At 56.2% G+C, this 12,947-nt stretch carries 14 protein-coding genes and 1 tRNA gene; 6 read left to right on the top strand and 9 right to left on the bottom strand.

Annotation, left to right across the window (positions count from 1 at the left end):
• Positions 1–111: 111 nt before the first annotated feature.
• The 8 genes from ychF to GYN01_RS19240 all read right to left on the bottom strand — a co-directional run bounded on the left by ychF (position 112) and on the right by GYN01_RS19240 (position 7,020).
• The gene (gene ychF, locus GYN01_RS19275) at positions 112–1,212 is read right to left on the bottom strand and encodes a redox-regulated ATPase YchF (RefSeq protein ID WP_048400285.1); all 1,101 of its coding nucleotides are present in this window, start codon (positions 1,210–1,212) and stop codon (positions 112–114) included.
• Positions 1,213–1,235: 23 nt separating this feature from the next.
• The gene (gene pth / locus GYN01_RS19270; protein ID WP_048363104.1) at positions 1,236–1,820 is read right to left on the bottom strand and encodes an aminoacyl-tRNA hydrolase; all 585 of its coding nucleotides are present in this window, start codon (positions 1,818–1,820) and stop codon (positions 1,236–1,238) included.
• Between the two features lie 165 nt (positions 1,821–1,985).
• Positions 1,986–2,576: a 50S ribosomal protein L25/general stress protein Ctc gene (locus tag GYN01_RS19265; protein ID WP_048363105.1), complete on the bottom strand. Its 591-nt coding sequence runs from the start codon at positions 2,574–2,576 to the stop codon at positions 1,986–1,988.
• Between the two features lie 140 nt (positions 2,577–2,716).
• Positions 2,717–3,658: a ribose-phosphate pyrophosphokinase gene (locus tag GYN01_RS19260; RefSeq protein ID WP_019825119.1), complete on the bottom strand. Its 942-nt coding sequence runs from the start codon at positions 3,656–3,658 to the stop codon at positions 2,717–2,719.
• A 45-nt stretch (positions 3,659–3,703) separates the two neighbouring features.
• Positions 3,704–3,778 (bottom strand) — tRNA-Gln (locus GYN01_RS19255).
• Positions 3,779–3,815: 37 nt separating this feature from the next.
• Positions 3,816–4,664 carry a 4-(cytidine 5'-diphospho)-2-C-methyl-D-erythritol kinase gene (gene ispE / locus GYN01_RS19250; protein ID WP_203307619.1) on the bottom strand — a complete coding sequence of 283 codons (849 nt, stop codon included), beginning with the start codon at positions 4,662–4,664 and terminating at the stop codon, positions 3,816–3,818.
• Position 4,665: 1 nt separating this feature from the next.
• Positions 4,666–5,292 (bottom strand): lipoprotein insertase outer membrane protein LolB, encoded by a 627-nt coding sequence (gene lolB / locus GYN01_RS19245; RefSeq protein ID WP_048400281.1) that lies wholly within the window; start codon positions 5,290–5,292, stop codon positions 4,666–4,668.
• 3 nt (positions 5,293–5,295) lie between these two features.
• Positions 5,296–7,020, bottom strand: coding sequence for a tetratricopeptide repeat protein (locus GYN01_RS19240; protein ID WP_203307618.1), 1,725 nt, complete (start codon positions 7,018–7,020; stop codon positions 5,296–5,298).
• A 212-nt stretch (positions 7,021–7,232) separates the two neighbouring features.
• Between GYN01_RS19240 and hemA the strand changes: the two genes are divergently transcribed.
• The 6 genes from hemA (at position 7,233) to GYN01_RS19210 (ending at position 12,597) form a co-directional block, all read left to right on the top strand.
• Positions 7,233–8,519, top strand: coding sequence for a glutamyl-tRNA reductase (gene hemA / locus GYN01_RS19235; RefSeq protein ID WP_048363109.1), 1,287 nt, complete (start codon positions 7,233–7,235; stop codon positions 8,517–8,519).
• Positions 8,519–9,601: a peptide chain release factor 1 gene (gene prfA / locus GYN01_RS19230; RefSeq protein WP_048363110.1), complete on the top strand. Its 1,083-nt coding sequence runs from the start codon at positions 8,519–8,521 to the stop codon at positions 9,599–9,601. The genes hemA and prfA overlap by 1 nt, the downstream gene beginning before the upstream one ends.
• Positions 9,602–10,432 (top strand): peptide chain release factor N(5)-glutamine methyltransferase, encoded by an 831-nt coding sequence (prmC, locus tag GYN01_RS19225; protein ID WP_048400276.1) that lies wholly within the window; start codon positions 9,602–9,604, stop codon positions 10,430–10,432. It begins immediately after the preceding gene.
• Positions 10,426–11,181, top strand: coding sequence for a molybdopterin-synthase adenylyltransferase MoeB (locus GYN01_RS19220; protein WP_048400274.1), 756 nt, complete (start codon positions 10,426–10,428; stop codon positions 11,179–11,181). The genes prmC and GYN01_RS19220 overlap by 7 nt, the downstream gene beginning before the upstream one ends.
• On the top strand, positions 11,174–11,965 hold the full coding sequence (murI, locus tag GYN01_RS19215) for a glutamate racemase (RefSeq protein ID WP_048363113.1): 792 nt from the start codon (positions 11,174–11,176) through the stop codon (positions 11,963–11,965). Before GYN01_RS19220 ends, murI begins: the two co-directional genes overlap by 8 nt.
• Before the next feature lie 113 nt (positions 11,966–12,078).
• On the top strand, positions 12,079–12,597 hold the full coding sequence (locus GYN01_RS19210; protein ID WP_048363114.1) for an acyloxyacyl hydrolase: 519 nt from the start codon (positions 12,079–12,081) through the stop codon (positions 12,595–12,597).
• Between the two features lies 1 nt (position 12,598).
• On the opposite strand, the gene GYN01_RS19205 is transcribed toward GYN01_RS19210, so the two are convergent.
• Positions 12,599–12,904, bottom strand: coding sequence for a YkgJ family cysteine cluster protein (locus GYN01_RS19205; protein ID WP_048363115.1), 306 nt, complete (start codon positions 12,902–12,904; stop codon positions 12,599–12,601).
• Positions 12,905–12,947 lie beyond the last annotated feature (43 nt).

Below are 12,947 nucleotides of genomic sequence, written 5' to 3'. Positions count from 1 at the left end.
TTCTTACGCTTGTTAGGGAATAAACACAAAGAACAAGAGGCATTGATAGCAAAGTTAAAAAATCAGGCCAAAAAAAAACGCGCCTGAGCGCGGTTTTTTTTCGTGTTGTATTTACACGTTGAAGCGGAAGTGAAGAACGTCACCGTCTTTAACGATGTATTCCTTGCCTTCCAGACGCCATTTACCAGCTTCTTTCGCACCCGCTTCGCCGTTGAATTTGATGAAATCGTCGTAGGCGATTACTTCAGCGCGGATAAAGCCTTTTTCGAAGTCGGTGTGGATCACACCGGCGGCTTGTGGAGCCGTTGCACCGACTTTCACGGTCCAGGCGCGAACTTCTTGAACGCCGGCGGTGAAGTAGGTTTGCAGGTTGAGCATTTCGTAACCTGCGCGAATCACGCGGTTCAGGCCTGGCTCTTCAAGGCCCAGCGCTTCCAGGAACATGTCTTTTTCTTCGCCGTCGTCCAGCTCGGCAATTTCGGCTTCAATCTTGTTGCAGACTGGCACCACGATGGCGCCTTCTTCTGCGGCAATCTCCATTACCACGTCAAGCAACGGATTGTTTTCGAAGCCGTCTTCGGCCACGTTGGCGATGTACATCACCGGCTTGGTTGTCAGCAGGTGGAAGCCTTTGATGATGTGTTTCTCATCAGCGTCCATGTTCTTGATCAGGCTGCGTGCCGGCTTGCCCAAGGTGAAGTGGGCAATCAGTTGCTCCAGCAAGGCTTTTTGAGCCACAGCGTCTTTGTCACCGCCTTTGGCGTTACGCGCGACTTTCTGCAATTGCTTTTCGCAGCTGTCGAGGTCGGCGAAGATCAGCTCAAGGTCGATGATTTCGATATCGCGTTTCGGGTCAACGCTGTTGGAAACGTGAATCACGTTTTCGTCTTCAAAGCAGCGGACCACGTGAGCGATGGCATCGGTCTCACGGATGTTGGCCAAGAACTTGTTGCCCAGCCCTTCGCCTTTCGATGCGCCAGCCACCAGGCCTGCGATATCGACGAACTCCATAGTGGTAGGCAAGATGCGCTGAGGCTTGACGATGGCAGCCAGCGCGTCCAGACGTGGGTCGGGCATCGGCACGATGCCGGTGTTCGGCTCGATCGTGCAGAAGGGGAAGTTCTCAGCCGCAATACCGGATTTGGTCAGGGCGTTGAACAGGGTGGACTTGCCGACGTTAGGCAGGCCGACGATGCCGCAGTTGAATCCCATGGTGTTTTCCCCGAGGAGTAGAGTCAGGCCTTCTGGCTGTGCAGGTTTTTCATCGCACGGTTCCATTCCCCGGCGAGGATATCCGGCAGCACGCCGAGGGCAAAATCGATGCTGGCGTCCAGTTTTTCCTGTTCGGCGCGTGGCGCACGACCCAGTACAAAGTTGGACACCATGCTGGCGACGCCTGGGTGGCCAATGCCGAGCCGCAGACGGTAGAAATTATTGTTGTTTCCCAGTTGCGCGATGATGTCGCGCAGCCCGTTGTGACCTCCGTGGCCGCCGCCCAGCTTGAGCTTGGCAACGCCGGGAGGGAGATCCAGTTCGTCGTGGGCCACCAATATGGACTGCGGTTCAATGCGGTAGAAACCGGCAAGTGCCGCTACGGCCTGGCCGCTTCGGTTCATATAGGTGGTGGGAATCAACAGGCGAACATCCTGACCTTGGTGGCTGAAACGCCCGGTCAGGCCAAAATACTTGCGATCCGCAACGAGATTGACCCCGTTTGCTGACGCTAGACGCTCAACAAAAAGGGCCCCTGCGTTATGCCGGGTCTGTTCGTATTCGGTGCCTGGATTTCCCAGGCCAACGATCAGTTTTATGGCGGTCACGACAAGGGCCCTTCTATGGCGTTGTGAATAACATCACCGCTGACAGCAGCGGCGAAAACGGACAAAAATACGGGTTTACATGAGTAAACTTCGCGATCTTGTCCGCTTTACTCGCTGCGTGTTAGCTCGCGATGTTTCTCAAAACTCCAACAACAGAGTAATGAATTACTCTGCGTCTGCTTCTGGTGCAACACGTGGAGCGTGAACGTTGGCTACTGCCAGGTCGTTACCGTGTGCCAGAGCTACGAACTCAACGCCTTTAGGAGCGGTGATGTCCGACAGGTGAATGATCGAGCCGACTTCAGCGTTAGCCAGGTCAACTTCGATGAATTCAGGCAGGTCTTTTGGCAGGCAGGAAACTTCGATTTCAGCAATAACGTGCGAGATCTCGCCGCCTTTCTTGATCGGAGCAGCTTCACCCACAAAGTGAACTGGAACGATTGCAGTCAGCTTTTGACCGGCAACAACGCGAACGAAGTCAGCGTGCATCACGTGGCCTTTAGCCGGGTGACGTTGCAGAGCTTTGATGATCACGTTTTGCTTAACGCCGCCAACAGTCAGTTCGATAACGTGGCTGTAAGCCGCTTCGTTTTCGAGCAGTTTGGCAACTTCTTTGGCCAGCATGCTGATGGATTCAGGGGCTTTTTCGCCACCGTAAACTACAGCTGGAACCAGGCTTGCGAGACGACGCAGGCGGCGGCTCGCACCTTTCCCCAGGTCGGAACGCACTTCAGCATTCAGAGTAAAATCGTTCATGTTGTATCTCCAAAATAACCACATCCGGCCTAGCGTTTGCGACCAGCGCTATGGACGGTATGGGCAAAAAAGCCCCGCCCCAACAGGCTGTTGGGGCGGGGCGCTTTTCGTCAACGTGATATCCGAGAAGGGCAGGGCCCTTATCGGAACATCGCGCTGATCGATTCTTCGTTGCTGATGCGGCGAACCGCTTCAGCCACAACCGGTGCGATATCCAACTGGCGGATACGCGAACAGGCTTGTGCGGCAGCGGACAGCGGAATGGTGTTAGTCACCACCAGCTCATCCAGCATGGAATTTTCGATATTCTCGATTGCCCGACCCGACAGCACAGGGTGTGTGCAGTAGGCGAACACTTTGGATGCGCCATGCTCTTTCAAGGCTTTAGCCGCATGGCACAGAGTGCCGGCGGTATCGACCATGTCATCAACCAGAATGCAGGTACGCCCTTCGACATCACCAATGATATGCATCACTTCCGAGTGATTGGCTTTCTCACGGCGTTTGTCGATGATACCCAGATCAACGCCCAGGGATTTTGCAACAGCGCGTGCACGCACGACGCCGCCGATATCCGGGGACACAATCATAAGGTTCTCAAAGCGCTGATCTTCGATGTCATCCACCAAAACTGGGGAGCCATAGATGTTATCTACAGGAATATCGAAGAAGCCCTGAATTTGGTCAGCATGCAAATCAACCGTGAGAACACGATCGATGCCGACTACGGTAAGCATGTCAGCAACAACTTTTGCGCTGATAGCCACACGTGCGGAACGCGGACGGCGATCCTGACGGGCATAACCAAAGTAAGGAATAACAGCAGTAATACGAGTCGCTGAGGAGCGGCGGAAGGCATCAGCCATCACGACGAGTTCCATCAGGTTATCGTTGGTCGGAGCACAAGTCGGCTGAATGATGAAAACGTCTTTACCGCGGACATTTTCATTAATCTCAGCGGTAATCTCGCCGTCGGAAAACTTACCGACAGAAATGTCACCGAGTGGGATATGCAGCTGACGTACGACACGCCGAGCCAGATCGGGGTTAGCGTTCCCCGTAAAGACCATCATCTTGGACACGCGCAGTACCTGAAGGCTGAGGGTAACCTGGATGAGTATAAGAAATGGCAGGGGCGGCTGGATTCGAACCAACGCATGGCAGGATCAAAACCTGCTGCCTTACCGCTTGGCGACGCCCCTGTATCTGTTGCTACGAGTACCGTGTACCCGTTTCCGCTTACAGATTTTGTAGTGTGCGATGCAACATCGAAACGTTGCTTCCCTTTGCTACAAACCCTGTATGGGTCTCTGTAAGAAGGTGCAGGACTTTATCAGCATCTGCTTCGTTTGGGAAGGCCCCAAATATACAACTTCCAGTTCCAGTTAATTTTGCTTCGGTATATTTACCTAACAAATTCAAAGCTTTACGTACATCTGGGTAAAGCTCCTTCACTACTGCTTCGCAGTCGTTTCGGCTGTTTCCCTTGGGAACGGGGCGCACTGTAATGGGCAAAGTGTTACGTGTCAACAAAGGATGTGAAAAAATTTCTGCTGTGCTTACAGAGACTTGCGGTACAAGCACCACATACCAAGGCTCTTCGGGGTATTCGTGTGACAGGATTTCGCCCACGCCCTTAGCGAAAGCGGCGTAGCCGCGTACGAAAACCGGTACGTCTGCGCCCAGACTCAAACCCAATGCGGCCAGGCGATCCTCATCCCAGCCCAGTTGCCAAAGATGATTGAGGGCCAGCAATGTGGTGGCGGCATTGGAGCTGCCACCGCCAAGGCCTCCGCCCATAGGCAGCACTTTTTTGATCCGGATATCAATGCCCAGCGGGCAGGCGGCGTCTTGTTGAAGTAGTTTTGCCGCTCTGACGATCAAGTTTTGATCGTGGGGCACGCCAGGGAACTCGGTGTGCAGGCAGATCTTTGCGTCATCGCGCACCGAAAACGTCATTTCATCGCCGTAATCGAGAAATTGAAACAACGTTTCCAGTTCGTGATAACCGTCTTCGCGACGGTCAAGGATGTGCAGCATCAAATTCAGTTTTGCCGGTGAAGGCAACGTCAGTGGATTTTTTTGCATGTCATTGACCCAATTGACGGGGTTGCCAATCTTTCACCACCAGGGTGACGTCCAGGTCGGTACCGTGCAGCTTGACGCGCTCAGGTACCCAGAATCCGTTTTGTTCGACGTAACTCAGGTATTCAATTTTCCAGCCGTCCTGTTCCAGATTGGCCAGACGGCTGTCTGCGTTGAGTGTGACCCGGCTTTTGCTGCCGGGAGCAGGTAGTCCGCGCACCCACCAGACCAAATGTGACACGGGCAGGCTCCAGCCCAGTTGCTCGCCCAGCAGTTCTTCTGGTGTGGACGCTTCATAGCGGCCCTGATTGGCAACTTCCAGGCTCACATTTCCGGGGCGGCCGGTCAGGCGGGCGGCACCCCGGCCCAGTGGGCCTGACAAGCGAATGTCGTAATAGTCCTGGCGCTGCAACCAAAACAAGGTCGCGCTGCCGGAGTCTTTAGGGGCGCGAATTCCGACTTTGCCGTTGATCTGCCAGCCGTCGAGTTGCGTCAGATGCTGTTTGTGTTCTGTCCACAACGCCGGGCTGCCGTGACCCTCGACCGATTCACGGGCGCCAAACATCGAGCAGCCGGCCAAAAGGGCGATCAAGCCAAAGGCAATAAGGTGTCGCAGGTGGCGATAAAACATGATTTAAAGAGTCTCGGATCCGGTCAGGCGCAAAACGGTTTTGCGCAGGAGAGGGCTGTCGGGGTTTTCTTTAAGAAACGTGGCCCATATTTGCTTGGCTTCGCGCTGCTTGCCATTGGCCCAAAGCACCTCGCCCAAGTGCGCGGCGACTTCTTGGTCCGGGAAGCGCTCCAGTGCCTGGCGCAACAAGCGCTCGGCTTCATCCAGATTGCCAAGGCGGTAATTCACCCAGCCCAAGCTGTCGAGCACGGCCGGATCATCCGGGTTGATGTCGTAAGCCTGCTGAATCAGTGCTTTGGCTTCGGCGTAGCGCGTCGTTCGATCTGACAGGGTGTAGCCCAGCGCGTTCAATGCCATTGCGTTGTCAGGCTCGCGGGCAATGATGGCGCGCAAGTCTTTTTCCATTTGCGGCAGGTCATTGCGCTTTTCGGCCAGCATGGCGCGTGAGTACAACAGGTTCAGATCATCCGGGTACTGTTTCAGCGCTTGTTGCAGCACGTTCCAGGCGCGGTTTGTCTGATTGTTCGCGCTCAAGGTTTCTGCTTCGATCAAAAACAACTGAATCGCGTAGTCCGGTTGCTCATCTCGTGCCGTGGCAAGTTTGGTGGACGCTTCAGCGCCCCGGCCGTGGCTGATCAAGATGTCAGCCTGGCGCAGCTGGGCGGGCAAATAGTCATTGCCGGGGCCAACCAGGGCGTATTCGATCAGTGCGGCTTGCGGGTCGTTGCGCTCCTCGGCAATCCGGCCAAGGTTTAAATGCGCTGAATCTACGTGACTGTCGCGCTCAATCAGTGTTTGCAGATAGCCTTCGGCCTCGTCCCAGGCTTTGCCTTCAAGGCACACCAATGCCAGCGAAAAGCGCAGTTCATCGTCTTCGGGGTATTGCTGGAGCAGGCTGGCGAACTGGGTTTTGGCTTGATCCATGCGGTTCTGTTCAACCAGTGTGCGGGCATACGTCAGGCCAAGGCGCTTGTCCTCAGGGTACTGTTCGACACTTTTTTTCAGCAGCGGCAGGGCTTCGTCGCCGCGATCAAGCCCTTGCAAGATGCGCGCTCGCAGCAGCACCGGTGCGACTTCACCGGCTTGCGGCGGATTGCGTTCCAGCAGCTTGAGTGCGCCTTGTGCGTCACCATCCTGCTGCATCAACAAGGCTTTGCCGAAAATAAGCTGGCCGTTATCCGGATGCCTGGCGAGTAATTGATCAAAGCTTTTGAGCAATCCGCTGCGGGTGTCTGGGTCTGTTTCGGCGGCCGATAAGGCTAAAAAGTCAAAGTGAGTATCGCCTTTGGCTTGCAGGACTTTTTCCATGTACACCATGGAATCGTCATACCGGCCGTTGCGTGCCAACTGAATAGCGGCCGCGCGTTGTGCTTCCAGATCATCCGGTGCGTTTCTGGCCCAAATCAGCGATGTGTCGAGTGCGGCCTGATCGGCGCCCAGGTACTCGGCAATGCGAAAGGCGCGCTCGGAAATTCCCGGGTCCTGGGTGTTGATGGCCTGGGTCACGTAGTTATCCAGTGCCAGGTCCAGTCGATTGCGCTGGCCCGCCAATTCGGCGCTTAACAAGCTGTACAGCGTGTCTTCGCTGAATGAGCTGTAGACCGTTGGTTTTTCGGGTGCGGAAGTGGCGTCTTCGACCGGGGACGATTCGTTCGGCGACGTGGGGGCCAAGACCTGGCAGCCACTGAGGAAGACGAGAGCAAGGAGCAACGCGGAGGATCTATTCATATAAGAGAAGGGCGACTTACCTGCGGTCGGGGCATCATGACACATGCGACAGGGCAAACCCTAACAGCTGCGACTATCGATATGAAGGGCCAGGATGATGGCTAATTGGGCGTCAACAGACCTTAACTATAGAGACAATAGTCAGCAATGGTTGTTCTCAATCTGGCGAAGTAGGACAATTGCCGGCTTCTCGTCATCATCAGCGATCTTGAATGGCCTTCCTTGCACTCGGTATTAACCACAAGACTGCTTCAGTAGACGTCCGCGAGCGCGTGGCTTTTACCCCCGAGCAGTTGGTTGAGGCCTTGCAGCAGCTCTGCCGACTCACCGACAGTCGCGAAGCTGCGATCCTCTCAACCTGCAATCGCAGTGAGCTGTATATAGAGCAAGACCACCTTTCCGCCGATACGGTCCTGAAATGGCTGGCTGACTATCATAAGCTCGACCTCGATGCGTTGAGGTCCTGCGCCTACATCCATGAAGAGGACGCAGCGGTTCGCCACATGATGCGAGTGGCGGCGGGCCTTGACTCGCTGGTATTGGGTGAGCCGCAAATTCTCGGTCAGTTGAAGTCAGCGTATGCCGTGGCGCGTGAAGCGGGCACTGTCGGGCCATTGTTGGGGCGCCTGTTTCAGGCCACCTTTAACTCGGCCAAGCAAGTGCGTACTGAAACGGCTATTGGCGAGAACCCGGTGTCGGTGGCGTTTGCCGCGGTCAGCCTGGCGAAGCAGATTTTCAGCGACTTGCAGCGCAGTCAGGCCTTGCTCATCGGTGCTGGTGAAACCATTACGCTGGTCGCCCGTCACCTGCATGACCTGGGGGTTAAACGTATCGTGGTGGCAAACCGTACGCTTGAACGCGCCAGCATTTTGGCTGAACAGTTCGGCGCACATGCGGTGTTGTTGTCGGACATTCCCCAAGAGTTGGTGCACAGCGATATCGTCATCAGTTCTACCGCCAGCCAATTACCGATCTTGGGTAAGGGCGCGGTTGAAAGCGCTTTAAAGCTGCGCAAGCACAAACCTATTTTTATGGTCGACATCGCTGTTCCGCGCGATATCGAACCTGAAGTAGGCGAGTTAGACGACGTTTACCTCTATACCGTCGATGACTTGCATGAGGTCGTGGCTGAAAACCTCAAGAGCCGTCAGGGCGCAGCGCAAGCGGCAGAAGAACTGGTCAGTATTGGCGCTGACGAATTCATGGTGCGTTTACGTGAATTGGCCGCGGTTGATGTGCTCAAGGCGTACCGTCAACAAGGCGAGCGCCTGCGTGACGAAGAATTGCAAAAAGCCCAGAAAATGCTCGCCAATGGCGGCAACCCTGAAGACGTGCTGGCACAACTGGCACGCGGCTTGACGAATAAATTGCTTCACGCCCCCAGCGTGCAGCTGAAAAAGCTTTCCGCCGAAGGCCGCCTCGATGCGCTGGCCATGGCCCAAGAACTTTTTGCCCTCGGTGAGGGCTCATCGGATAGCTCTGCGGATAAAAAATCGTAATGAAAGCGTCACTGCTTAATAAGCTGGACATCCTCCAGGACCGTTTTGAAGAATTGACCGCGTTGCTTGGCGATGGCGAGGTCATTTCGGATCAAACCAAATTTCGTGCGTATTCCAAGGAGTACGCAGAAGTTGAGCCTATTGTTGGTGCTTATAGCCAATGGCTAAAAGTCCAGGCTGACCTTGAAGGCGCACAAGCGTTACTCAAAGACAGCGACCCCGACATGCGTGAAATGGCGGTTGAGGAGGTGCGCGAAGCCAAAGAGCGGCTGATTGAGCTCGAAGGTGATCTGCAACGCATGCTGCTGCCCAAAGACCCGAACGACGGGCGTAACGTATTCCTCGAAATTCGTGCCGGTACGGGCGGTGATGAGGCGGCGATCTTTGCCGGTGACCTGTTTCGCATGTACTCCCGTTACGCTGAGCGTCGTGGCTGGAGGCTGGAAATCCTGTCTGAAAACCCGGGTGAGCATGGCGGCTATAAAGAAGTCATTGCTCGCGTCGAAGGGGACAACGTTTACGGCAAGTTGAAGTTCGAGTCCGGCGTGCACCGCGTTCAGCGAGTCCCTGCCACCGAGTCTCAGGGCCGTATTCACACCTCTGCCTGCACCGTGGCAGTGTTGCCTGAACCCGATGAGCAGGAAGCCATTGAGATCAATCCTGCCGATTTGCGTGTTGATACCTACCGTTCTTCCGGCGCGGGCGGTCAGCACGTCAACAAGACCGACTCGGCCATCCGTATCACTCACTTGCCTTCGGGCATCGTAGTTGAGTGTCAGGAAGAGCGTTCGCAGCATAAAAACCGTGCACGGGCGATGTCGTGGCTTTCAGCTAAATTGAATGACCAGCAAACCAGCGCTGCGGCCAATGCCATTGCCAGCGAGCGTAAGTTGCTGGTGGGCTCGGGAGACCGCTCCGAGCGCATCCGGACCTACAATTTTGCGCAAGGACGAGTGACCGATCACCGCGTCAATCTCACCTTGTATTCATTGGATGAAGTGCTGGCAGGCGGCGTTGAAGCCGTGATCGAGCCGTTGTTAGCCGAATACCAGGCCGATCAACTGACCGCGTTGGGTGAATAAATGACCATTATTGCCAGCTTGTTACGGGCTGCCGAACTGCCTGACTCGCCCACGGCCCGACTGGATGCCGAGTTGTTGTTGGCCGCCGCCCTGGGCAAGTCGCGCAGTTACCTGCACACATGGCCCGAGAAAATTGTCAGCAGCGAATCGGCACTGATCTTTGCCGACTACCTGCACCGCCGTCGGGCGGGTGAGCCGGTGGCCTACATTTTGGGTCAGCAAGGGTTCTGGAATCTTGACCTGGAAGTGGCGCCACACACGTTGATTCCGCGCCCGGATACCGAACTGCTGGTTGAGACCGCATTGCAACTGCTGCCTGCAACGCCGGCTAACGTGCTGGATCTGGGCACCGGCAGCGGCGCCATTGCGCTGGCCTTGGCCAGTGAACGTGCGGCCTGGCAGGTGACGGCGGTTGACCGTGTGCTTGAAGCCGTTGCTCTGGCCGAGCGTAATCGCCAGCGCTTGGCGCTGGACAACGTCACTGTGCTCAACAGTCATTGGTTCAGTGCTTTGGCCGACCATCGTTTTGACCTGATTATCAGCAACCCGCCTTACATTGCCGCAGGTGATGTTCATCTGGCTGAAGGCGACGTGCGTTTCGAACCCGAAAGTGCGTTGGTGGCGGGCCCCGACGGGCTGGACGATATTCGCCAGATTGTCGCCGCAGCCCCGCAGCACCTCAACCCGGGGGCATGGCTGATGCTCGAACACGGTTACGACCAGGGCGCGCCCGTGCGTGACTTGCTGCAAGGTGCCGGTTTTACCCAGGTTGAAAGCCGCAAGGACCTGGGCGCTCATGAGCGTATTACGCTGGGCCGGCTGCCGTGCTGACTGATCAGGAGCTGTTGCGCTACAGCCGACAGATCCTCTTGCAACAGGTCGACATCGACGGCCAGTTAAAACTCAAGCACAGCCGCGTGCTGATCGTCGGTCTGGGCGGGCTGGGCTCGCCAGTGGCGTTGTATTTGGCTGCGGCGGGTGTGGGTGAACTGCATGTGGCTGACTTCGATCACGTCGATGTGACCAATCTGCAACGCCAGATCATCCATGACACGGCCAGTGTCGGTCAGAGCAAGGTCGACTCGGCCCTGGCTCGACTGGCCGCGATCAACCCTGAAATCACCTTGCTGGCCCATCGCCGCGCGCTGGACGCCGACTCGCTGGCCAAGGCCGTGGAAGCGGTGGACTTGGTGCTCGACTGCTGCGATAACTTCGGCACTCGCGAAGCCGTCAACGCCGCCTGTGTCGCAGCGCGCAAACCGTTGGTCAGTGGCGCGGCCATTCGCCTTGAAGGCCAGTTGTCCGTGTTTGACGTGCGCCAACCTGCCAGCCCCTGCTATCACTGTTTATACGGGCACGGTAGCGATGACGACCTGACGTGCAGCGAAGCCGGGGTGATCGGGCCGCTGGTGGGGTTGGTCGGCAGTTTGCAAGCCCTTGAAGCGCTCAAGCTACTGGCAGGTTTTGGTGAGCCGTTGGTGGGGCGCTTGTTATTGATTGATGCGCTGGGTACGCGGTTTCGCGAGTTGCGGGTCAAACGCGACCCGGCGTGCAGTGTGTGCGGCCCTGCCCATGAGTGAAGCGCCGATTGGGGTGTTTGACTCCGGTGTAGGCGGGCTGTCGGTGCTCAATGAGATCCGCGCACTACTGCCCAATGAGTCGCTGCTCTACGTCGGCGACTGTGGGCATATTCCCTATGGCGAGAAAACCCCTGAGTTCATCCGTCAGCGGTGTGTAGTGATGGCTGACTTCTTCCAGCGTCAAGGCGCCAAAGCGTTTGTCCTAGCCTGTAATACCGCCACCGTCGCAGGTGTGGCAGATGTGCGTCAGCGCTATGCGAACTGGCCCATTGTTGGCATGGAGCCGGCCGTCAAACCGGCCGCGGCGGCTACGCGCAGTGGCGTGGTGGGCGTGCTCGCCACCACCGGTACATTGCAAAGTGCCAAGTTTGCCGCCTTGCTGGATCGATTTGCCAGCGATGTACGCGTCATTACCCAACCTTGCCCCGGTTTGGTTGAACTGATTGAAACCGGCGACCTGCACAGCGAAGCCTTGGTCACGCTGCTGCGCGGCTATGTGGAGCCGTTATTGGCCGCAGGGTGCGACACGATTATTTTGGGCTGTACGCATTATCCCTTCCTCAAGCCTCTGCTCAGTCAGATGCTCCCGCCCTCGATCTGCCTGATCGATACCGGTGCCGCCGTGGCCCGGCAACTGCAACGCTTGCTCCACGAACGTGGTCTGTTAGCCAGTGGCCCGGCCCAAGACACGCAGTTCTGGACCAGCGCCTCACCTGAACAAATGCGAAAAATCCTACCTGTGCTATGGAATAAATCAGGTGTTGTGCGAAGCTTCGACCTGTAAAAAAATGTGTGCTTGTTCAAATGGGTTGAACTTCACCTTGTGATTGGATTCATACCGCCTGCCTGATGTGGCACACAACACACGACCTATGCATTCGAAAATAGGATTTTCTTATGACGCGTTTTTTTAGCTTGGCTGTTCTTACAGCAACCGTTCTGGGGCACAGTTTCACGGCACAAGCGGCCGGTATCGAATTTGGGGTAGGGCATACCAGTCAGTCGAGCATGACGTATCGCTTGGGCCTGAAGTCCGACTGGGACAAGAGTTGGTTACAAAGCGATGTCGGCCGTCTTACGGGTTATTGGGATGGTGCTTACACGTATTGGGATGGCAAAAAGTCATCCAGCAGCAACAGCCTGTCGTTCTCCCCGGTATTTGTGTACGAATTTGCCGGTGAAACGGTAAAGCCTTACATCGAAGCCGGGATCGGTATGGCGCTGTTTTCCAAGACCGAAGTCGAAGAGCAAAAGCTGGGGACCGCGTTTCAGTTTGAGGACCGGATTGGTTTCGGTTTGCGCTTTACCGGCGGGCATGAGGTGGGCATTCGCGCTACCCACTACTCCAACGCCGGACTTTCCAGCACCAACGACGGGGTGGAAAGCTACGCACTGCATTACACGATGCCGTTGTAGCCTAACGATAGACGGTGGCGATGCCTTGGCGTTCGTTGAGGCATTCAACGTCACCCATCTCGAACTCGCGGCAAATCAGCGGGCGCTTCTCGTAAATGGTGCACATCATGGTGTTGCGGTCTAGGGCCGCACACCAGCCATCGTCAAGGCGCAACATCACTTCGCCCCCCCAGTCATCGGTGTCGATAAAGCGTTCGGGCACACCGGTTTCGGTGATCAGCATCACTTCCAGTTGGCAGCAGCACGCCGCACACGTCGAACAGGTGACGGCGGGTTCGGTAATTTCAGTCAGGGGGATGTTGGTCATAGGCGCGCAGTGTAAGGCAGTGCTGCGTTCAGGTGTAAAACAG

The organism is Pseudomonas weihenstephanensis (assembly GCF_016812185.1).
In the GTDB taxonomy this organism is placed as follows: domain Bacteria; phylum Pseudomonadota; class Gammaproteobacteria; order Pseudomonadales; family Pseudomonadaceae; genus Aquipseudomonas; species Aquipseudomonas weihenstephanensis.
Note: the sequence above shows the minus strand (reverse complement) of the source record. Positions and strands in the feature narration are given on the sequence as shown.

Excerpts from the sequence above, each read along its gene's own strand:
- GYN01_RS19210 (WP_048363114.1), top strand. The coding sequence starts at position 12,079 with ATGACGCGTTTTTTTAGCTTGGCTGTTCTTACAGCAACCGTTCTGGGG.
- ispE (WP_203307619.1), bottom strand. The coding sequence starts at position 4,664 with ATGCAAAAAAATCCACTGACGTTGCCTTCACCGGCAAAACTGAATTTG.
- GYN01_RS19265 (WP_048363105.1), bottom strand. The coding sequence starts at position 2,576 with ATGAACGATTTTACTCTGAATGCTGAAGTGCGTTCCGACCTGGGGAAA.
- GYN01_RS19240 (WP_203307618.1), bottom strand. The coding sequence starts at position 7,020 with ATGAATAGATCCTCCGCGTTGCTCCTTGCTCTCGTCTTCCTCAGTGGC.
- prmC (WP_048400276.1), top strand. The coding sequence starts at position 9,602 with ATGACCATTATTGCCAGCTTGTTACGGGCTGCCGAACTGCCTGACTCG.
- lolB (WP_048400281.1), bottom strand. The coding sequence starts at position 5,292 with ATGTTTTATCGCCACCTGCGACACCTTATTGCCTTTGGCTTGATCGCC.
- murI (WP_048363113.1), top strand. The coding sequence starts at position 11,174 with ATGAGTGAAGCGCCGATTGGGGTGTTTGACTCCGGTGTAGGCGGGCTG.
- GYN01_RS19205 (WP_048363115.1), bottom strand. The coding sequence starts at position 12,904 with ATGACCAACATCCCCCTGACTGAAATTACCGAACCCGCCGTCACCTGT.
- prfA (WP_048363110.1), top strand. The coding sequence starts at position 8,519 with ATGAAAGCGTCACTGCTTAATAAGCTGGACATCCTCCAGGACCGTTTT.
- hemA (WP_048363109.1), top strand. The coding sequence starts at position 7,233 with ATGGCCTTCCTTGCACTCGGTATTAACCACAAGACTGCTTCAGTAGAC.
- ychF (WP_048400285.1), bottom strand. The coding sequence starts at position 1,212 with ATGGGATTCAACTGCGGCATCGTCGGCCTGCCTAACGTCGGCAAGTCC.